Raw genomic sequence first — 21,200 nt, 5'->3', positions numbered from 1 at the left:
GTCGCACCTAGGTATTTGCACGAGGGCATTGTCGCATGCCCCTTGGCAGCATGCCCCTGCCTGCGGCACGATCGGGCCATGATGATCCGCCGATTCGCCCTGGCCCTGGTGTGTGTGTTGCTTGCCCTTCCGGCATTGGCCGCGCCGGCGCGCTCTGCGCATCGGCCCGTGCCCGTGCCCGTGCCAATTGCAATGGCGGATACGGTGCGCGTGGCGCTGGTGACCACACAGGGCACGATCGTGGTCGACCTGGACGGCAAACACGCGCCGATCACCGCGGCCAATTTCCTGCGCTATGTCGATGCCCGTCGGTTTGACGGCACCACGTTCTACCGCGCGATGAAAGTGGCCTGGGGCGATCAGCCCAATGGCCTGATCCAGGGCGGACAGCGCGAAGTGCACCACCTGTTCCCCCCGATCGCGCACGAGCCCACGACCCTGACCGGGCTGACCCATCGTGCCGGGGCGCTGTCGATGGCGCGCAATGCGCCGGGCACCGCCGACGCCATGTTTACGATCATGGTCGGCAATATCCCCGAACTTGATGCCGATCCCAAGGCGACCGATCCCAATTTGCAGGCGGGCTATGCCGTGTTCGGCCAGGTCGTGTCGGGCATGGATGTGGTGCGCAAGATTTTCGACAGCCCCGTCTCGCCCACTGCCGGCGAAGGGGCGATGCGCGGCCAGATGCTGGCCGAACCGGTCAGGCTGCTGACCGCGCGGCGGGTGCCCGTGTCATGATGCGGCGGGACATGATCGCCCCTGGATGCGCTGCGCTGACCTGGCCGGCGATGGCCCGGGCCGCGCCGCCGCCGCTGGCCCGGATCGATCTGGCGCGCCGGGCGGTTGGCGCTTTCCTGCGATGCAGGACAATCGCTATCACCAGATCATGCGCTATCGCAGCGCCAGGCGTTATGCCGATGGCAACCCGCTGGCGGTGATCGATTCCGAAATGCCCGGTCTGTGGCAACGGCTGGGATTGATGCGCGCGGGATCGCGGCCAGATCAAAACCATGCGCAAAAAAGCATCCTGATCCGCGCCACGCGCGTATAACCCGCGTGGATCAACCTGAATCCTGGGATTGTGATGAAACAGATGTGGCGTGCCTTGGTGCAAATGCTGGTGGTGGTGGGGCTGTGCGCCTGTTCACCGCTGCACACGTTCAACGCGCTGATGCCAAAGGATCCCGGGGTTCAGCGCATTGCCAATGTGGCCTATGGCACTGGGCCGCGTCAAACGATGGATCTGTACCGGCCCGCGCAACGTTCTGCCACTTCGCTGCCGGTGATCGTGTTCCTTTATGGCGGATCATGGAACTCGGGCGACCGGCAGGGCTATGAATTTGTGGGCCGGGCGCTTGCGGCCAAGGGGTTTCTGGTCGCCATTCCCGATTACCGACTGGTGCCGCAGGTGCATTATCCCGCGTTTCTGCAGGACAATGCCGCCGCCGTGCGCTGGATCGCGCAACATGCCGGCGACTATGGCGGGCAACCTGGGCGGGTGGTGCTGGTCGGGCATTCCGCCGGGGCCTATAACGCGGCGATGGTGGCGATGGACCCGCGTTGGCTGGGTGCCGATCGTGCGCTGGTGCGGGGATTTGTCGGGCTGGCCGGGCCATATGACTTTGCGCCGTTTGTCGACAAGACGGTGGAGGAGACGTTCGCGGGCGTGGCCGATCAGGCCTCGACCCAGCCCATCGCCTATGCCGGTGCGGGTTCACCCCCCGCGCTGCTCGCCACCGGAGACCGCGATACGGTGGTCCGGCCGCGCAACAGCGATGCGCTTGCCCGCGCGCTTCGGGCCAATGGCGTGCGGGTGGAACGGCTGACGTATCCCCGCGTCGGGCACGCCGGGCTGATCACCGCATTTGCAGCACCATTGCGCAGCCATGCCGAAATCCTTGACGCCACCGCCGCCTTTGCCCGTACCTGCCTGGCGCCCTAGAGCAATACACGATGCAAAAACTTGGGTCGCGTGGACCAATTCCGCGGCGCCACGGATGCGCTGCAAATGGCCCGGCGGCGCTGTTCAGCATTGATGGATGCGCGGAATTACGCCCAAACTCAGGCTTCGTCCTCGATGGCGTGCATGTCATCGTCGGACAGGCCGAAATGATGGCCCACCTCGTGCACCACGACATGCGTGATCATCGCACCCAGAGTCACCCCGCGCCGCTGGCATTCGGCCAGCAACGGTCGGCGAAACAGCGAAATAATGCTCGGCATATCACCGCTGGACCAGATCGACCGCTGACCGAACGGCCGCCCGTGATACAGGCCGAGCAGGCCCCAGGGGTCGGTCAGTCCCACCGCGTGCAGCATTTCGGTGCCGGCAAAATCCTGCACGCGAAACACCACATCGCCCAGATGATCGCGAAATTCCTGCGGCAGTTCGGCGACAGCCTGGCGCGCCAGGTGTTCGATCGCCGGGGTGTCGTGGGTGTGGATCAGATGGTTGCTCATGCCTTCGGATATGGTGCGCCGCGCGCAAATTGAAAGCCGCGCGCGCGATACCCGGCGCCCCCGCTTGAACAAGGCGCGGGCAAGGCTTGTCAAACGGGCGCAGCTTGCGTGGTTGGCGCGCGGTTGCGCGTCAACACCACCTGGCTGAACACCACCGAGGCCAGGAATTCCTTGAACGACGGCTGCCAGATGCCGCTGTGCCCGTCGATCACGCCGGGATTGGCGCGCACCACCCAGAACGGGCTGGGCTGCTTCAGCCCGGGCGGATCGAGCACGGCGGCGGCGTCGGGCGATGCGGCGTCAAGCCGATGCGTGCGGAATTCATCGATAAAGCCCAGCCCGTGGGTGATGCAGCGCTGTTCCAGATCGCCGATCGCCGCCTCTTCCACCCCGTTTGCCGCATTGCCCAGCGGAAACGCCCAGCCCACCGCCCGATCGTTGTCGGCCTGCACACAGACAAACAGCGGCAGTTGCGGCGTGGACGCCTGCACAAATGCGGATTGGTAAACCAGGTCATAGATCGGCAGATAGCGCGCGCCCTCGATCGCGGGATTGATCAGCAGCACCAGATCGGCAAAGCGCGAATCCATTACCAGATCCTGGTCCGACGCCGCCTCGATCAACGACTGCGCCAGCGCGGAATAGACGATCATCCCGCCAAAGCTGTGGCCTGATACAATCAGCAGCGGCGCGCCCCGCCGGGCAATCCGCGCATTGCGATAATGCCGCAGCCGCCCGAACAGTTCGCGCGCCGATCCGGTGGACACCCGATGCCCCGCCTCTTGCCGCCCCAGAAACGTTGCATCGGCGATCAGATCGGTGGGCCCGAACGCGGTCAACCCGCGCCACCCGACAAACACCCCCAGCACCGGCCGCGCCGCGGCGCCTGCTTGCGCGGCATGGTCGCGCTCAAACGCGGCGGTCTGCGCCAGCACGATCCGGAACGACGACAGATTGTCATCATCGGTGCGCGCGTCATGTTTCCACCCATGCGCAAACACCAGCACGATGGCATCCTGGCGCGCATCGCGCATAGCATCGAGCCGCTGCGCCACCGCCTGCATCTGCGCGCGGTCATAACACCGCCCCTGATCATCGAATTCGACAAAGGCCAGGTTGTACGTCGCGCCGGCCAATACACCCGCCGCCTGGTGCGGCGCATTGGGCATGATCCCGAACAGCGGCCGTTCGGCGATGGGGCTTAAACCTTGGAGGCCATCGTTCGGCGGAATGACCATGACCATATCCCCTCGGCGTTAACGGACTCGCGTTCTTCGCGGTGTGCCTGCGATCGTATCACGCCTTCGCAGCGAAACGGCGTGATTTCACGTCCGAAGTGGCATGGCAATCGGGCGATGCCCTGATCGACCATCTCGAACGATTACCAACCATGCGGTGCCCCCCATTCATGCCGCCGAGACAAATATCTGATAATAATGCGCTTATCTCCACTGACCCAGGTGGCTCGAATTTTGCGGCGTTAACCATCGGCCAGTCTTGACTGATAACGCCAAATCGGAGAATGCACGCCGACTTTACAAAAAATATGTCTTTTTCCTGATCCAAGGATTTCCAGTTTATGAGTCTCCGGTCAAAGTCTGCGCGCTAGTTGGTGACGGTGTCGGCTGTTGTGTTTGTGATGCAATCGTCTCCGGCGATGGCGCGAAAAGATACCATCAAGTCGATTCTGGCAAAAATGAATGCCATGCAGGCAAACCTGGAGAAATTGGCGCAATCCAATGAGACGCTCAAAGGCAAGGTCGATGCGTTGTTGCAGGACAAAGCAGTGCTTGCCGCACAGATCGCGCAACTTGATCTGACCGTAAAGACCGACAAAGCGGCAACGGCCGCAGCGACACAGAAAGCCGACCAGGTGGTTGCGCAACTGGCGACGAAGGTGGCCGAGCCCAAGCCGCAATTCGCTGATTCTGCGGCATGGGCCAAAACGATGGCCGGTATTCCCGCCACACCCGAGGCGCGCGCTGCTGCAAACGTGCAGCTTCCCGCCGTGTCGGGCTTTAATGGCCGGATTGGCGTCAGCGGCGGCGTGCTGGCCGATAACAGCGGGGGTGCCAGCCTCAACGGGTTGGTCGCAACGCCGCTTGGGCAACGCACCGGGCTTCAGGTCGACGTGGCCAGCGGTTATGGCGCGCACAGTCTGGAAGGCGGCATTGCCGCACAAGTGTTCCGCCGCAATCCCGACAAGGGCGGCTTTGGCCTTTATGGCAGCTACTCGTTCGCGGCGGCCTTCAACGGTGCCGGTGTGGGCGGCGCGGCCGGCTCGCTGGCGCTTGCGCGCGCCGGGATCACCGGCGAAGTCTTTGTTGGCAGGCTGACCTTTGAAGGCATGGCGGGCTGGGAAGGCGGCGATATCAAGAGCCGCGCGTCCGACGCACTGGACCTTGCCTACTACGCGACTGACAACCTGAGGTTGTCGATTGGCCAGCGTTACACCAATGGCGATCACTATGCCGCCGCCGGGTTTGAATACCTGTTGCCGATCAACAGCGGCGTTGGCGTGTCGCTGTTTGCCGATGGTCTTTATGCCAATGAACATGCCAAGTCGGTCATGTTCGGCGCGCGGATCCATTTTGGGCGCGGTGACAAGTCGTTGATCCGTCGCCAACGCGAAGACTTCCGCCCAAGCTACCTTGAACTTGACCAGACTGCATTGGCCGCAGAGCGCCTGCGCCGACCGCTGACCGGGCTGGTTGGCCCGACCGGTGCTACGGGTCCGGCTGGCGCCACGGGTGCGACAGGTGCGACAGGTGCTACTGGCGCGACTGGCGCCACGGGTGCCAGGGGTGCGACGGGTGCTAGCGGCGCGACAGGTGCGACGGGTGCTACTGGCGCGACTGGTGCGACGGGTGCGACAGGTGCTACTGGCGCGACTGGCGCGACTGGCGCCACCGGGGCGACGGGTGTGGCAGGTCCGACCGGCGCCACTGGCGCGACGGGTGTGGGGGGTCTGATTGGTCCCACTGGTGCGACAGGTGCTACTGGCGCGACTGGCGCCACCGGGGCGACGGGTGTGGCAGGTCCGACCGGCGCCACTGGCGCGACGGGTGTGGGGGGTCTGATTGGTCCCACTGGTGCGACAGGTGCGACAGGTGCTACTGGCGCGACTGGCGCGACCGGCGCCACCGGGGCGACGGGTGTGGCAGGTCCGACCGGCGCCACCGGGGCGACGGGCGCGACAGGTCCGACCGGCGACACCGGGGCGACGGGCGCGACAGGTCCGACCGGCGACACGGGTCCGACCGGCGACACGGGTCCGACCGGCCCTACGGGTCCGGAGGGCCCTCCGGGCTTCCCGTTTTGATCGCAAGCTAAGCCCGACGCAAAATCGGCCCAGGCCCAATCGCCCTTTCGCAGGCGGTTGGGCCCGGTCAGCATCCAGAGCGGGCACCGGTCTGGCCCATGTGGCGGGCCGCGGGCCTTCCCAGCATTGTCAAATGGCGCGCGTGCATGTCCAAACTATGCCTCAACATGATCGTTCGCAACGAAATCGCCAATCTCGAACGATGCCTGCTGTCGACCTGGCAGCATATCGACAGTTGGGTGATCTGCGACACGGGCTCGGTTGACGGCACGCAGGCTTTGGTCACCCGATTTTTCGCCGAACGCAATATTCCCGGCCGACTGATCGCGTGTCCTTTCGTGAATTTTGAACAAGCGCGCAATGAGGCTCTCAAGGCCGCCTATCACAGCGATCTCGATTTCGATTTTTTGCTGTTGCACGATGCCGACATGGAACTGGTTGTCGAACATTGCGACTTTCGCAACAGGCTGAATGCGCCCGGTTATTCGGTCCTCCAAACGACCGCCGATCGCTTTGCCTACTGGAACACGCGTATTGTTCGGCGCAATGTGCAAGCCTGGTACAAAGGCGTCACGCACGAATTTCTCGACTTGCCCGAACAACCGGGGCGCATGGCGGACATCCGCTATATCGACCATGCTTGCGGTTCGAATCGGGTCGACAAATTTGAGCGCGATGCCCGCTTGCTCGAGGCCGAAGTGACCAACAACCCGACCGATCATCGCGCGTGGTTTTATCTGGCGCAATCGTACCGGGATGGGGGGCGGGTCGAAGATGCGGCACAAGCCTATTCAAGACGGGCAATGATGGGTGGGTGGGCCGAAGAGGCCTGGCAGGCCCGTCTGCAACACGCGCGATGCCTGCGCCAGACGGGCGATATCGGCGGCTTTGTGATAACGGCACTGAAGGCCTTTGGCGAACGGCCATGGCGCGCCGAACCATTGTACGATCTGGCCCGCCATTATCGCGAAGACGGCAACAATGCGGTGGCGCTGCTGTTCTGCATCGAGGCAATGCGCCTGACCTTTCCCGTAGACGACGCATTGTTTGTCGAAAGCTGGGTCTATGACTGGGGCATCCGCGAGGAGTTTTCGATTGCCGCCTATTATGCGATCGATCGCCAGCAGCGGCTCAAGGGTCATGAAGTCTGCGCAGGCTTGACGACGGATCACACGGTTCCGCAGCATGTCCGGGACCTGGCCGCCAAAAACCTGCAATTCTACAATTCGCCTGGCAATTGACAGCAGCAGACCCGTCACAGGCGTTGGCGTCAAAAGCTGGCATCAGGGTGACGAGTTCCGCTGATGCGATGAACGTTCTTTCAAAAGACCAACGCTCGCCGGGCTAGAGCGTTAACACCGCCTCCCCGATCACCGCCTCGATCCGCGCGTGGTCGTCGTCATCCAGGCAATAGGGCGGCAGCACATAGATCGTGTTGCCCAAGGGCCGCAGCAGCACATCGGCCTGCCGGAAATGCGCCAGCAGGCGCGGCCCCAGATCGGACAAATACCCTCCGTCAGCCGCCGCCACGTCGATCGCCGCGACTGTGCCGCAGGTGCGCGCATTGGCCACGCCGGGCAGCATGGCCAGCCGCCCGATCATCGCGCTTTGCCGTGCGGCCAGCGCCGCGATCCGTTCGCGCACCGGTTCGTCCTGCCAGATCGCGATGTTGGCGGCGGCTGCGGCGCAGGCCAGCGGGTTGGCGGTGAAGCTGGACGAGTGGAAGAACATTCTGGCGCGGTCGGTGGACAAGTGCGCGGCGTAGATCGGCTCGGTCGCCATGGTTACGGCCAGCGGCATCGATCCGCCGGTCAGGCCCTTGGCCAGGCACAGGATATCGGGCACGACGCCGGCCTGTTCGCAGGCCAGCAGCGTGCCGGTGCGGCCCCAGCCGGTCATCACTTCATCGGCGATGAACAGCACATCGTGCGTGCGGCAGATCGCGGCCATCTGGCGCAGCACGTCCGCCGGATAGAACCGCATGCCGCCCGCGCCCAGCACCAGCGGTTCGACGATCAGCGCGGCGGGGCGCGTTTCGCGGCACAGTCGGCGCAGCGCGGTCAGCGTGTTGTCGCCATCGCCCACCGGGAACGGGATCGTGCCGACATCGAACAGCAGCGGCGCATAGGCGGCGTTGAACACGCCACGTTCGCCCACCGACATCGTGCCGATGGTATCGCCGTGATAGCTGTGTTCCATCACGACCAGGCCGCTACGCCCCGTGCCGGTGTGCGCATGAAAGCCCAGCGCCATTTTCAGCGCGACTTCGACCGCGGTCGATCCGCTGTCGGAAAAGAACACGCGGGTCAGCTCTGCGGGCATCAGCGCGCGCAGGCCGGCGGCCACGGTTTCGGCGGGCTGGTGCGTCCAGCCGGCAAAGATCACCTGGTCCAGCCGTTCGGTCTGATCGCGGATCGCGGCCATGATCCGCGGGTGGTTGTGGCCGTGGGTGGTGACCCACCAGCTGGAGATGCCGTCGATCACGCGGGCGCCGTCGGCGGTGATCAGCGCCGCGCCCTCGGCGCGCGCCACCAGCGGGATCGGCTCGTCCAGGCCATGCTGGGTAAACGGGTGCCAGATCGCGCTCATGCAAATTGTGCCGGATCGAACGCGGCGGCAAACGCGGCGGCCAGCGTGTCGCGGTTCAGCACGGGCAGCAGGGGCAGGCGGCCCAGCCGGCGCACCCGGCCCATGTCGGCAATCGTTGCCTCGTTGTCGGGGTTGGCATCGCCGACAAATGCCACGCCGTGGATGGTAACGCCGCGTGCGCGCAGCGCTTCAAACGTCAGCAGGCTGTGGTTGATCGTGCCAAGCGCGGTGCGCGCGACCACGATCACCGGCAGGTTCCACCAGGCGAACACATCGGCATAGGTCGTGCTGCGCGTGACGGGCACCAGCACGCCGCCGGCGCCTTCGACCACCAGCGGGCGCGGCGCGGGCAGCGCCAGCCGCGCGGGATCGATCACCAGCCCGTCAAGCTCGGCCGCGCGGTGCGGCGACAGCGGGTGGGTCAGACGATAGGCCTCGGGCACGATCTGCGCGCGCGGCACGCCCGACAACGCGGCCACCGCATCGGCATCGGCCCCGTCGTCCAGGCCCGATTGCACCGGTTTCCAGTAATGCGCGGCCAACGCCCCGGTCAGCGCGGCGGCAAACACCGTCTTGCCAATGCCGGTGTCGGTGCCGGTAACGACGAATGCGGTCATGTCAGACTGTCCTGCAAAGTGGTGGCCAAGGCGTCCAGATCGGCGGGGGTCGTGTTCAGCGTGATCGACACGCGCAGCCGTGCGGTGCCGGGTGCGACGGTGGGCGGGCGGATGCCGCGCACGTCGAACCCCGCCGCCTGTACCGCGCCCGCCACGCGCATGCAGCGCGCGTCATCGCCCAGGATCAGCGGCAGGATCTGCGTGCCGGTGTCACGCGCGCCCAGCGGGGTCAGCAGGCGCGCGGCGTGTGCCGACAACGCGGCCAGCGCGGCGCGGCGTTGCGGTTCGTCCACGCAGATGCGGATCGCTTCGCGCACCGCGGCGGCCATCAGCGGCGAGGGCGCAGTGGAAAAGATGAACGGGCGCGCACGGTTGACCAGAAAATCGCGCATCACCGCGGGCCCGCAGACCAGCGCGCCCTCCACCCCCAGCGCCTTGCCACAGGTGCGCAGCACCACGGTATCCGCGCGTCCGTCCAGGCCATGAGCCAGCCCACGGCCGTCGTGGCCGAATACGCCGGTGGCATGCGCCTCGTCGATCAGCATCACCGCGTCATAACGTTCGGCAATCGCCGCCAGATCGCTTAGCGGCGCGCAGTCGCCATCCATCGAATAGAGCGTTTCGAACGCCAGCCAGATGCGCCCGGTGTGCCCCGCCGCGCGCCATTGCGCGCATGTCGCGGCAAAGGTGTCGGCGTCGTTGTGCGGCACCGGCAGCGCCGCGGCGCGCGACAGGCGCAGCCCTTCGTGCATCGAGGCGTGGATCAGGTCGTCATGCACGATCACGTCGCCGGTCTGCGGCAGCGTGGCCAGCAGAGCGACATTGGCGGCATAGCCCGATGACACGAACAGCGCGGTTTCGCTGCCCGCCCATGCGGCGGCCTCTGCCTCCAGCGCCTCGTGCTCGGGGTCGTTGCCGCGCAGCAGCCGCGATCCGCCCGATCCGGCGGGCACGCCGCGCGCCAGTGCCGCGCCGATCGCTTCGCGCAGCCGCCCGGCACCCGACAGCGCAAGGTAATCGTTGCTGGCAAAGTCGCGGCCGCGCCTTGGCAACAGTGCGCGGATGCGGCCGCGCGCGGCAAGCGCGGTCAGATCATCGTGATGCGCCTGCCACAGCGGGTGCGTCGCAACCATCGCGTCAGGCCGCGCAAGGCGCAGCTTTCGCGGCACGCAAGGGCTCTTGCGCCTCCATCGGCTTCAGACCCAGGCGCGCAAACATCGCGGCATCGGCATCATCGCCGGCATTGGCCGCTGTCAGCAGCTTGTCGCCGGTAAAGATCGAATTGGCCCCGGCCAGGAAACACAGGCTTTGCGTTGCCTCGCTCATCGATTCGCGGCCTGCCGACAGCCGCACCATCGACAGCGGCATGGTGATCCGCGCCACCGCAACCGTGCGCACGAATTCGATATCGTCGATTTTGGCCAGCGGGGTGTCGGCCAGCATGTCGCCCAGCACCGTGCCCCTGATCGGCACCAGCGCGTTCACCGGCACCGATTCGGGGTGATGGTCGAGCGTGGCCAGCGCATGGACAAAGCCCACGCGATCGGCACGGGTTTCGCCCATGCCGACAATCCCGCCCGAACAGACATTGATCCCCGCTGCGCGCACGCGATCGAGCGTGTCGATCCGTTCGCCAAACGTGCGCGTGGTGATCACCTGTGCATAGCGTTCGGGCGAGGTGTCGATGTTGTGGTTGTAGTAATCGAGCCCGGCTTCGGCCAGCTGCGCGGCCTGGGCATCGGTCAGCATGCCCAGCGTCATGCAGGTTTCCAGCCCCATTGCGCGCACGCCCTGCACCATGGCGATGATCGCGGGCATGTCGCGATCCTTGGGGTTGCGCCAGGCCGCGCCCATGCAGAACCGTTTTGACCCGGCGTCGCGCGCTTGTGCGGCCGATTGCAGCACCGCCTGCACCTCCATCAGCTTGGTCGCCTCGACCCCGCTGTCGGCCTTGACCGATTGCGAACAGTATCCGCAATCTTCGGGACAGCCGCCGGTCTTGATCGACAGCAGCGTGCACAATTGCACTTCGCCCGCGCGGTGGTGTGCGCGGTGGACGCCGGCGGCCTGGAACACCAGTTCGGTAAACGGCAGGTCGAACAAGGCGGCGATTTCGGCGCGGGTCCAGTCGTTGCGAACGGGCGCGGGGGCGGCGTCTGCAAACATGCGAAGTGTCCTTTGTGAAAGTGATCGTGCCGGCAATTGGCTTTTGCGCCAATGGCCTGTCGTACTGCCCTTAGCATCCCGGCCCGCTGTGCAAACCGGTTTTTGTGCAATGCTTGTGCGATGCGGCTTGCGTAGATTCCGATGCTGCCGTGCGCCGGCAGCGTCGATACCGTTTGCAGGAACCGCGCTGGGGATAATGGCCCCCGCGCCAAACCCGAAGGACAGATATGACCGGTTCGCACCTCAATGGGCACCATCGCAAGACACTGGCGGCCATTTTCACGCATCCGGCCCCGCACAACATCGAATGGCACGACGTGATCTCGCTGCTTGAAACGCTGGGCACCATGACCGACCGCCACAGCGGCGGCCATACCGTGACGATCGGCGCCGAATCGATGATCGTGGTGCGGCCGCACGGCCACGATGTGGTCGACGATGAATTGCGCCATTTGCGCGGATTTCTGACCAAGGCAGGGCTGGCGCCCACAGGTGCGGTGGCTGCGGCTGCGGGGGCTGCTTCGTCCGATGTGTCCGATGCGTGGATCGTGCTGATCGATCATCACCAGGCACGGCTCTATGCGCCGGGCGGGGACCGTGTGGTGCCGTTTGTGATCCACCCCAATGATGATGACGGATCGCGCCGCCGGGTGGACCACAAACAGGGCAATGACGATCACGACGGCGGCCATGCCCGCGAAGACGACGGCTATTACCAGCGGATCGCCGCCGACCTGACCGATGCGGCGCGGATTGTCGTGCTGAGCGATGGCAAAGGACGGGCAAGCGCGGGCGCCTATCTGGTCGACTATGTGCAGCGGCACTTTCCCCTGCTTGCCGGCCATATCGTCGCCACCGATACGATCGACATCTCCAAGACGTCCGATGCCGAGGCGGTGGCGGCGGGCCACGCGCTGCTGCAGGCGGCCTGACCAGGGCCTGTCGCGGGGGGATGGCGGGCTGCGATACCGTGCGCGTTCTGCCCGCGCACTGCGGATTTGCGGTCGCATCGGCTGCGCTGCGCCACCCTTGCGCCAATACGGCAAACCCGGCCTCATTGGGCGGGCGATCGTGCGGCGTGATGGTCGGTCATGCGGATATTTGCCGTTTCCGGGTATTTTCCGATGGTTTTCGGCGTCCGCGAACGGGCGTATCACTTCATGCAATGCCGCCGGTCGTACTTTGCTCACGCCCCCCGAGCAATTGTGCCGAACGTGACAGTTCGGATGTCCCTCGTCCTGAATTCTGTCGGCATTGCCAGACAAGCCGGCGGTTGCATCGCAGCCGTCGGCTTGTTGGCGTTGCGATCGCGCGACATGGCCGGGCAGGCCGATCGGGGGTATATTCCGAGGCTGTTCAGCAACGGTGATGCAGGCCCATTGGCGCGAACCATATCTTGTTCAAGAAGGACGCCCCCCCATGTCATCTGCCACCATGTCATTTGCCCGTGTCACGCTTGCCACAACGCTGGCGACGATTGCCACGATCAGCGCGCCTGCCGCACAGGCCCGCTCGGCCGCCGAAATCGCAGCGCAGGGCCGCCACGCGCTGCACCAGCTTGAAGCGCGCGAGCCGCGTTCGCGGTTTTACGCAAATCATGCGGTGGCCGTGCTGGTGTTTCCGTCGATCTTCAAGGCGGGGCTGCTGGTTGGCGGGGAAAGCGGCAACGGCGTGCTGTTCGTCAATGGCCGGGCAGAGGGCTTTTACAATCTGTCGGGTGGTACGTTCGGGTTTCAGGCAGGCGCCGAAAAATTCAGCTATGCGCTGTTTTTCATGAACAATTCGGCGTTGCGTTATTTGCACAAAAGCGGTGGCTTTGCCGCGGGCACCGGCCCAAGCATTGCGGTCATCAACAAGGGTATCGGCGCAGAGGCCAATTCCACGACGATCGTCAAGGATGTCTACGCGATGCCGTTCAACGAATCCGGCCTGATGGCTGACCTGACGCTGCAGGGCACCAAGATCTCGGTCATCCATCCGCATTGAGGCATGCGGGCGTCAGGGTGCCTGGCGCGCCTCTGCACAGATCCATTCGCGGAACGCGACCAGCGGCGGATAATCGCGCCGTCCGCTGGGCCAGACCAGGTGATAGGCTTCTTCGCTGTGCGTCGGTGCGGCGTCGAAGGCTGTCACCAGCTGGCCCTGCGCCAGTTCATCGGCAATCAGGAACGTCGGCATCAGCGCCACGCCTGCGCCGGCGATGGCCAGTTGCGCGGCCGTGGCAAACTGGTCGATCAGCATGGTTGCGCCCGGTGCGGCATCGATCCCGTGGCGGGCAAACCAGCGAGGCCACGCCTGATCGCGCGACGCCAGCTTGATCAGCGGGGCGCGAACCAGATCGTGCGCGGTGGCAATGCCGTGGCGCGTGCGCAAGCCGGGGCTGCAAACCGGCAGCACCGCCTCGGGCATCAGCGGAACCAATTCGCCGCCGGGCCAATGCGGGCGGCCGAAATGGATCGCCAGATCGACATTGTCGATCGCAAAATCGAACGGTGCCATGCGCGTGGTCAGCGTCAGCGTGATGCCGGGATGCGCCTCGCTGAACCGGGCCAGGCGCGGCGCCAGCCAGCGCGTGCCGAATGTGGGCAGCACCGCCAGATGCAGCACCCCGCCCAAAGGATTGATCCGGCAGCCTAGCGTCGCCGCCGACAGTATCGTCAGCGCCTGGCGCACCTGTTCGGCATAGGCCGCACCCACCGGAGTTACGCGCACGGTCTGGCGCTCGCGAAAGAACAGCGCCTGGCCAACGGTGTCCTCCAGCGTGCGGATCTGGCGGCTGACCGCGCTTTGCGTCAGGTTCAGGTCGCGCGCGGCCAGGGTAAAGCTGCCCAGCCGCGCTGCCGCTTCGAATGCCTGCAACGTGCCGATGGGGGGCAGATGCCGCCGTATCGGCGACAGGTCATTCCATGGCGGAATGAAGTCAGACCGATCGATCACTTGAAATCGCGCATTTGCGGGGCATAATCATGCCAATTCTGGTATGATGGCGCCTGCGGTCGGTCAATCGGCAAATGCAGGCGGATGGGCGCAAGGCAAAGGATCACGGCAATGGCACGCAATCTGGTCACCACAGACGACATTCGCGGCCGTTTCTGCGCCGCACTGTCGGCGATGTACCGCGCCGAAGTGCCGCTATATGCCGATCTCATCGCACTGGTCGACACGATCAATGCCGCGCATGGCCATGACAGCGCAGGCGAACCCGAACGCCATGGCGCGATCCGCGTCGGGACCGCGCAGGAACTGGCGATGATGGCGCGCGCCTTTGCAGTGCTGGGGATGGAACCGGTCGGCTATTACGATCTGGCGATGGCCGGGGTGCCGGTGCATTCCACCGCGTTCCGCCCGGTGACCGAGGCGGCGCTGGCGGCCAATCCGTTCCGCGTGTTCTGCTCGCTGCTGCGGCTGGACCTGATCGCGGACGCGGCGTTGCGCGCCGAGGCGGCGGCGATCCTGGCGCGGCGACAGATTTTCCGCCCCGCAGCGATCGACCTGATCGCGCAGGCCGAGGCGCAGGGCGGGCTCGACAGCCAGCAGGCCGATGCCTTTGTCGCGGCACTGCTGGAAACATTTCGCTGGCATCACGATGCCACGGTCGACAGCACGACGTATCGACGGCTGTCGGGGGCGCACCGGCTGGTGGCCGATATCGTCGCCTTCAAGGGGCCGCATATCAACCATCTGACCCCGCGTACGGTGCAGATCGATGCGGTGCAGGCGGCGATGCCCGCGCACGGCTTTGACGCCAAGGACACGGTCGAAGGGCCGCCGGCGCGCGCTGTACCGATCCTGCTGCGCCAGACCAGTTTTCGCGCGCTGACCGAAGCTGTGCGCTTTACCGACCAGACCGGGAATACGATCGGTCGTCACACCGCGCGGTTTGGCGAAATCGAACAGCGCGGCGCGGCGCTGACGCGCAAGGGCCGCGCGTTGTACGATGCGCTGCTGGCGCGCGCGCTCGACGGCGATCGCGCGGTGCCTTATGCCGTGCGCCTGGCGCAGGCCTTTGCTGCGTTTCCCGACGATCTGGCCACATTGGTCGACCAGAGGCTGATCCATGCGCGGCGCCACATTGGCGCCGATGGCACGATCACGATCGAACCGATCCGTTACGAGGATTTCCTGCCCGTCAGTGCGGCCGGGATCTTTCAGTCGAACCTGGCGGGCGAGGCGCGCCAGGTCTACGACGAGGCTTCTTCGCAGGCGGCTTTCGAGGCGGCGCTGGGCCGCGCGGTGATCGATCCGTTCGATCTTTACGCGGCATGCGAGGCACAGGCCGCGTTCGCGCCGGAGCCTGCTTGCCAAGGCTGATTTTGCGCGATAATTACGTAACTGCGACAGGTTCCCCCTGACCGGGGATCAAAAGGGAACGCGGGTGAAAATCCCGGACTGCCCCTGCAACTGTAAGCGGCGAGCCATCCGGCCATCTACGCCATTGGGGCCTTTGCGGCTCTGAGAAGGCGGTCGGACCAGCATTGACCCGCAAGCCAGGAGACCTGCCTGCCGCAGTCGTTCCTCGTACCGACAGGGGTGTTCGGTGCGAACGGGGTTTCCCTGATGAGCGACGGTCGAAGCTGCGCGGACAGTGTTCGCGGGGCGGGCTTCGCGGGGCATGCCTTCGCGGGGGGCTGTGCGCGTGGTCGTATCATCCTTTCGCCTGTCATGCCCGGCGCGGCTGTGTCTGACTGTGCAACGGGGATGAATGATGATCCGCACCACCATGACTGCGCTGGCACTGTGTCTTGTGCCGGCAGACTGCGATGCCGCAACCGCTGCCGATGATGGCGCCATCGTCATAACCGCGCTGCGCACCCCGGTCGACGCGACGCAAGTGTCGTCGAGCGTGACCGTGATCGACAGCCAGGCGCTTGAATCCGCGCAGTCGCTGGCACTCAGCGATGTGCTTGATCGCACCCCGTCGATCAGCATGGTGCGCAATGGGGGCTATGGCCAGGTTACCACGCTGCGCATCCGCGGGGCGGACCCTGCCGAAACCGTCATGGTGATCGACGGGATGCGCATGACCGACCCCACCACCACCGCCGGCGGCTTTGATTTCACGCATCTGTTCACCGATGATATCGCGCGGGTCGAAGTGCTGCGCGGACCGCAATCGATCCTGTGGGGATCGGACGCGCTGGGCGGTATCGTCAATGTCACCACGGTCGTTCCGACCCGGCCGTTGCAGGCGGATCTGTCGGTCGAAGCCGGGTCAAACCAGACGGTCGATGCGCATGGCGGGCTTGGCGGGGCATCGTCGCTGGCCGATTGGCGTATTTCGGGCACGGCGTTTGCGACGCAGGGCATCCCCACCCTGATCGGGGGCACGCAGCCCAACGGCTATACCCGGCAGGCTGCCAGCGGCACGGTAACCTTTCACCTTGCGCCCGCTGTGTCGCTTGATCTGCGCGGATACTGGAACAGCGCGCGCACCAGCTTTTCCGACACCTTCAGCCTGCCCAGCGGCATCTACGCAGGCGATTATGCGCTGAACAAGCAGTGGTCGGCCTATGCCGGGCTGAACTTTGCGCTGATCGACGGGCGGTTCAAGAACCGCCTGTCGGTGCAGCAGGACCAGACCGACAACGAGGATCTGTATCCGCTGGAAACCCCGCCGCTGAGCTTTGTCGGCCATGGACGCACTGTGCGTTTTGAATACCAGGGCGTGCTGAGCGCTGCCCGGGGTATCGATCTGGTGTTCGGCGCCGAGCGCGAGGAACAGCACATGCGGGTGGGCAGCCCCTATGATGCGATCCAGCCCTACGAACTGTTCCCCGAGGTTGCCCTGACCAACAGCGTCTATGCCGAGGCGCGCGTGTCGCCTGTGCAGGGCCTGACCGTCAACGGCGGGGTGCGCCATGATCACCATTCGCAATTCGGCGGCAACACCGTGGTCAGCGCAGGCGCGGTCTATACCCCCGATCATGGCACGACCCTGCTGCGCGCCAGCTACGACCAGGGGTTCAAGGCGCCCTCGCTTTATCAGCTTTACAGCGATTACGGATCGGCAACGCTGCAACCCGAACGCGCGCGCGGTTGGGAAGCGGGGGTAGACCGCAGCCTGTTTGGCCACGCGGTGCAGCTTGGCGTGGTCTGGTGGGAACGTCACACCACCAGTCTGATCGGCTTTGCCTATTGTCCCTATCCGGTCACGCCGTCGGCACCACCTGCCTGCCTGCTCAATGGTTTTGGCTATTACGCCAATGTTGCAGCAGCGCAGGGGCGCGGGCTGGAACTGACCGGCAAGGCGCGCGCAGGCCACCTGTCTGCCGATGCCAACTACGCGATCGTGGTCAACGAGGATCGTACGCCCGGTGCGCCAACCTACGGCGTGCAATTGCCGCGTGTGCCGCGCCATCTGTTCAATGCCGCGCTGGGCTATGATCTGCCGGCGGGGATCACCCCCGGGGTGGCGCTGCGCTGGGCGGGGGCTTCGTTCGACAATGCCGCCAGCGCGCTGGTGCTGCCGGGCTATGCGCTGGTCGATGCGCGGGTCGAATGGAAAGGGCCGCAGGGGATCGTGGTGTTCGGCCGGATCGAAAACATCGGCGACAAACAGTACCAGACCGCTTCCGGATACAACGCGCCCGGACGGACCGCCTATGTCGGGGTGCGCGGGCATTTCTGACTCGCCTGCGTGTCCCTTGCATTCTTGCGCAGGGCTGGCAAACCTTGTCGTGGTGTCCCGTTGCTGGTGGTGACATCACGACGGGGGGTGTCATGCGCGGCGTATTTTTTGCAACCACGGCCTTGTTTGCCGGTCTGATCTTCGGTCCGGCGGCACAGGGGCGCGAACCGCCCCGGCTGTTGCAGCACCCCAGCCTGTCGGCCACGCAGATCGCGTTCGATTACGCCGGCGCGATCTGGGTCGTGCCGCGCGGCGGGGGTGCGGCGCATGTGCTGGTCACCGGGCAGGGCGACAACAGCCGCCCGGTGTTTTCGCCCGATGGATCGATGATCGCGTTCACCGGGCGGTATGACGGCAATCGCGATGTCTATGTCGTACCGGCCGTCGGCGGCACGCCGCGACGTCTGACCTGGCATCCGGGCGATGACGTCGCGCTGGGCTGGACTGCCGATGGCAAGAATATCCTGTTCCGCTCTGCGCGCGAGATGGTGCGCGATCTTGACCGCTTTTACACGATCCCGGTCACCGGCGGCGATCCGCACCCGGTGCCGCTGCCTTCAGGCGAACAGGCCGCGCTCAGCCCCGATGGCAGCCACATGGCCTATACCCCATTCAACCAGTGGCAACCGGCGTGGAAACGGTATCGCGGCGGACAGACCGCGCGGATCTGGATCGCCGATCTGAAGGACAGCGCGATCACCAAAGTGCCGCGTGAAAATTCCAACGATCGCAATCCGATGTATGTCGGCAATGACGTGTGGTTCCTGTCCGACCGCGACGGGCCGATCACGCTCTATCGCTATGCACCGGGCGGCACGGTGGCGCGGGTGATCGAGAACGATCACGGGTTTGACATGGCCTCGGCCGCGGTGGGACCGGGCGCGATCGTGATCGATCATTTCGGGCGGATCGAACTGTATGATCTGGCCACAGGCACACTGTCGCACCCGCAAATCACCGTCGGGGCCGAGGCGCCGGCGCTGCGGCCGCATCTCAAAGCCCTGGAATCGGGCGATATTGCCAAAGCGGTGGTGACCGCGTCGGGCAAACGGATCGTGATCGAGGCGCATGGCGAGATCCTGTCGATCCCGGCGGAAAAGGGCGACGCGCGCAATCTGACGCAGACCACCGGCATTGCCGAACGCGATCCCGCACCATCGCCCGATGGCAGGCAGGTGGCCTATTTCAGCGACGAAACCGGCGAATATGCGCTGCATGTGCGCGCCGCCGACGGCGCAGGCGCAGTGCGCAAGATCGATCTGGTCACACCGGGTTCGTTTTTCTACGCGCCGGTCTGGTCGCCGGATTCGAGGCGGATCGTGTTCAGCGACAAGCGGCTGAACCTGTGGCTGGTCGATCTGTCGGCCAAAGAGGGCAGGCCGGTGCGGATCGCCACCGACCGCTACGACAGTCCGGATTACGGTTTCACCCCGGCCTGGTCGCCCGACAGCCGGTTTATCGCCTATGCGGTGCAGGGCACCAACCATCTGCACACGATCATGATCCACGCGGTCGAGACAGGTACGTCGCGCGCGCTGACCGACGGGATGAGCGACGCGACCGCACCATGCTTTGATGCGGGCGGCGATGTGCTGTATTTTATTGCCAACACCAGCCGCGGGCTGGGCGCCGGCTGGCTCGATATGTCGAGCCTGGGACGCGCGACCGATGGTGCGGTCTATGCCGCGGTGTTGCGCAAGGACACCGCCGCCCCCACCGCACCGCAAAGCGACGAAGAAGGCGACGCAGACAACGCGGACAAGAAGGACACCGACAAGAAAGATACCGGCGCAAAGGACAAAAAAGACAAGACCGCCGTCGCCAAGCCGGTGCAGATCGATTTTGAAGGGCTTGATCAGCGTATCGTCGCGCTGGGTCTGCCCGTCGCGCATTATGTAGCGCTGCTGCCGGCCGAGGCCGGAGCCGTGCTGGCCGTCAGCGGCCCGGTGGTGGCAACCGATCACGACATGACCGATGGTGCGCCCTCCACGGTGGCCGTGGTGCGCTACGATGCCAAGACCCGCAAACCCGTCACGCTGGTCGATGCGGCAGACGAAGGTTCGCTGTCGGTGTCGGGCGATGGCAAGAAACTGCTGTTTGCGAAAAAGGGCGATCTGTTCCTGTCGCCCACCGACGCCCCGGCCAAATCCGGCCCCGACGCGGTCAAATTTGTTGCCAGCATCCAGGTCGATCCGGCCGCCGAGTGGCGCCAGATGTACCACGAGGTGTGGCGGATCGAACGCGATTTTCTGTATGATCCCAAAGTCCACGGGCTTGATCTGGCGCGCGCGGAAAAGCTGTATGCGCCGTTTCTGGCGGGGCTTGGCAGCCGCGCTGAACTGAATGCGCTGTTCGAGGAAATGACCGGCCATATCTGCGTGGGCCACACTTTCATCAGCGGCGGCGAGGGGCCCAAACAGACCCCGGCCAATGTCGGGCTGCTGGGGGCCGATTTTGAACAGGCCAACGGGCATTACCGGTTCCGCACCGTGCTGAAGGGGGAAAACTGGAATCCCGGACTGCATGCGCCGCTGACCCAGCCGGGGGCCGAAGTGCACGCGGGCGAATACCTGCTGGCGATCAACGGTCAACCGGTCGACATGGCCAACGAAGTCACCAAGGGCTTCGAAGGGCTGGCGGGCAAACAGACCCTACTGACGGTCGGGCCCAATCCCGACGGCACGGCATCGCGCACGGTCAAGGTCGTGCCTGTCGCAAAAGATACCCCGCTGCGGCTTCATGCATGGATGGAGGGCAATCGCCTGCTGGTCGACAGGCTGTCGGGGGGTAAGCTGGGCTATGTCTATCTGCCCGACACCGCGGCGGGCGGCTTTGCCAATTTCAATCGGTATTATTTCGCGGCGGTCGGCAAGCAGGGGGTGATCCTTGACGAACGCTTCAACCATGGCGGCGATATTGCCGATTTCATCGTCGATCAGTTGAAGCGCACCCCGCAGATGGTCAATTCGACCCGCGAAGGCGAGCCGGTGGTCGAACCGGCGCAGGCGATTTTCGGGCCGAAAGTGATGATCATCAACCAGATGTCGGGATCGGGCGGCGATGCCTTGCCCTGGTTGTTTCACAAGGCAGGTGTCGGCACGCTGGTCGGCGCGCGCACCTGGGGCGGTCTGGTCGGGATCGGTGGGTATCCCAATCTGATCGACGGCGGCAACGTGACCGCACCGCGCTGGGCGATCTATGGCACCACGGGCGAATGGGAAGTCGAAAATATCGGTATCGCGCCCGATATCGCGGTGGAACAGGACCCGGCCAGACAGCGCCTGGGCCACGATCCGCAGTTGGAAGCCGCGATCGCCGTGGCGCTCGATGCGCTGGGCAAGGCCCCGCCACCGCGCTTTGTGCAGCCCGCCGCACCCGATCGCAAGCCGGTGCTGCCCGACAGCGCCGATTGACG

18 protein-coding genes and 1 riboswitch are annotated in these 21,200 nt (G+C 65.1%); of the genes, 11 read left to right on the top strand and 7 right to left on the bottom strand.

The genetic code is table 11. The annotated features are described in order from the left end of the window. Nucleotides 1-78: 78 nt before the first annotated feature. The 3 genes from G404_RS0111295 to G404_RS0111285 are packed head-to-tail and all read left to right on the top strand — an operon-like array spanning nt 79 to nt 1,945. A complete protein-coding gene (locus tag G404_RS0111295; RefSeq protein ID WP_028641171.1) occupies nt 79-741 on the top strand; it encodes a peptidylprolyl isomerase in 663 nt (220 codons plus the stop codon). 25 nt (nt 742-766) lie between these two features. Next, nucleotides 767-1,054, top strand: coding sequence for a hypothetical protein (locus G404_RS0111290; protein ID WP_028641170.1), 288 nt, complete (start codon nt 767-769; stop codon nt 1,052-1,054). A 33-nt stretch (nt 1,055-1,087) separates the two neighbouring features. Further along, on the top strand, nt 1,088-1,945 hold the full coding sequence (locus G404_RS0111285) for an alpha/beta hydrolase (protein WP_028641169.1): 858 nt from the start codon (nt 1,088-1,090) through the stop codon (nt 1,943-1,945). Nucleotides 1,946-2,064: 119 nt separating this feature from the next. Here G404_RS0111285 and G404_RS0111280 read toward each other — a convergent pair whose 3' ends face one another. After that, nucleotides 2,065-2,463: a metallopeptidase family protein gene (locus G404_RS0111280; protein WP_051280579.1), complete on the bottom strand. Its 399-nt coding sequence runs from the start codon at nt 2,461-2,463 to the stop codon at nt 2,065-2,067. 89 nt (nt 2,464-2,552) lie between these two features. After that, entirely contained in the window at nt 2,553-3,701 is a 1,149-nt protein-coding gene (locus G404_RS0111275) for a hypothetical protein (RefSeq protein ID WP_028641167.1), read from the bottom strand. Between the two features lie 259 nt (nt 3,702-3,960). Here G404_RS0111275 and G404_RS20370 point away from each other — a divergent pair, with 259 nt between their 5' ends. The 3 genes from G404_RS20370 (at nt 3,961) to G404_RS18880 (ending at nt 7,026) form a co-directional block, all read left to right on the top strand. Further along, nucleotides 3,961-4,206, top strand: coding sequence for a hypothetical protein (locus G404_RS20370; RefSeq protein ID WP_156906283.1), 246 nt, complete (start codon nt 3,961-3,963; stop codon nt 4,204-4,206). Next, nucleotides 4,169-5,785, top strand: coding sequence for a hypothetical protein (locus G404_RS20750; protein ID WP_211230773.1), 1,617 nt, complete (start codon nt 4,169-4,171; stop codon nt 5,783-5,785). The genes G404_RS20370 and G404_RS20750 overlap by 38 nt, the downstream gene beginning before the upstream one ends. A gap of 167 nt (nt 5,786-5,952) precedes the next feature. Continuing rightward, on the top strand, nt 5,953-7,026 hold the full coding sequence (locus tag G404_RS18880; protein ID WP_051280577.1) for a glycosyltransferase: 1,074 nt from the start codon (nt 5,953-5,955) through the stop codon (nt 7,024-7,026). Nucleotides 7,027-7,129: 103 nt separating this feature from the next. Here the strand turns inward: G404_RS18880 and G404_RS0111260 are convergent, their stop codons facing one another. The 4 genes from G404_RS0111260 to bioB are packed head-to-tail and all read right to left on the bottom strand — an operon-like array spanning nt 7,130 to nt 11,157. After that, nucleotides 7,130-8,374 (bottom strand): adenosylmethionine--8-amino-7-oxononanoate transaminase, encoded by a 1,245-nt coding sequence (locus G404_RS0111260; protein WP_028641166.1) that lies wholly within the window; start codon nt 8,372-8,374, stop codon nt 7,130-7,132. After that, entirely contained in the window at nt 8,371-8,991 is a 621-nt protein-coding gene (gene bioD / locus G404_RS0111255) for a dethiobiotin synthase (RefSeq protein ID WP_028641165.1), read from the bottom strand. The genes G404_RS0111260 and bioD overlap by 4 nt, the downstream gene beginning before the upstream one ends. Continuing rightward, nucleotides 8,988-10,124 (bottom strand): 8-amino-7-oxononanoate synthase, encoded by a 1,137-nt coding sequence (locus tag G404_RS0111250; RefSeq protein WP_036521161.1) that lies wholly within the window; start codon nt 10,122-10,124, stop codon nt 8,988-8,990. The genes bioD and G404_RS0111250 overlap by 4 nt, the downstream gene beginning before the upstream one ends. Before the next feature lie 4 nt (nt 10,125-10,128). After that, nucleotides 10,129-11,157, bottom strand: a complete 1,029-nt coding sequence (gene bioB, locus G404_RS0111245) for a biotin synthase BioB (RefSeq protein ID WP_028641163.1) — start codon at nt 11,155-11,157, stop codon at nt 10,129-10,131. A gap of 227 nt (nt 11,158-11,384) precedes the next feature. Here bioB and G404_RS18875 point away from each other — a divergent pair, with 227 nt between their 5' ends. Next, a complete protein-coding gene (locus G404_RS18875) occupies nt 11,385-12,089 on the top strand; it encodes a hypothetical protein (protein WP_036521158.1) in 705 nt (234 codons plus the stop codon). A 487-nt stretch (nt 12,090-12,576) separates the two neighbouring features. Beyond that, a complete protein-coding gene (locus tag G404_RS0111235; RefSeq protein ID WP_028641162.1) occupies nt 12,577-13,143 on the top strand; it encodes a lipid-binding SYLF domain-containing protein in 567 nt (188 codons plus the stop codon). A 12-nt stretch (nt 13,144-13,155) separates the two neighbouring features. On the opposite strand, the gene G404_RS0111230 is transcribed toward G404_RS0111235, so the two are convergent. After that, nucleotides 13,156-14,094 (bottom strand): LysR substrate-binding domain-containing protein, encoded by a 939-nt coding sequence (locus G404_RS0111230; RefSeq protein ID WP_245584505.1) that lies wholly within the window; start codon nt 14,092-14,094, stop codon nt 13,156-13,158. Nucleotides 14,095-14,205: 111 nt separating this feature from the next. On the opposite strand from G404_RS0111230, the gene G404_RS0111220 reads away from it, so the two are divergent. From G404_RS0111220 to G404_RS18870, 3 genes are all read left to right on the top strand, one after another. After that, nucleotides 14,206-15,468, top strand: coding sequence for a VOC family protein (locus tag G404_RS0111220; protein ID WP_028641160.1), 1,263 nt, complete (start codon nt 14,206-14,208; stop codon nt 15,466-15,468). Between the two features lie 11 nt (nt 15,469-15,479). Then, nucleotides 15,480-15,675, top strand: a riboswitch (cobalamin riboswitch). Nucleotides 15,676-15,862: 187 nt separating this feature from the next. After that, complete coding sequence (locus tag G404_RS0111215; protein ID WP_245584504.1) at nt 15,863-17,785, top strand: TonB-dependent receptor plug domain-containing protein; 1,923 nt, start codon at nt 15,863-15,865, stop codon at nt 17,783-17,785. Between the two features lie 92 nt (nt 17,786-17,877). Further along, nucleotides 17,878-21,198: a S41 family peptidase gene (locus G404_RS18870; protein WP_036521156.1), complete on the top strand. Its 3,321-nt coding sequence runs from the start codon at nt 17,878-17,880 to the stop codon at nt 21,196-21,198. The last annotated feature ends 2 nt before the right edge of the window (nt 21,199-21,200 follow it).

It is taken from the genome of Novosphingobium acidiphilum DSM 19966 (assembly GCF_000429005.1).
Classification (GTDB): domain Bacteria; phylum Pseudomonadota; class Alphaproteobacteria; order Sphingomonadales; family Sphingomonadaceae; genus Novosphingobium; species Novosphingobium acidiphilum.
This window is presented reverse-complemented; position numbering and strand designations above follow the sequence as displayed.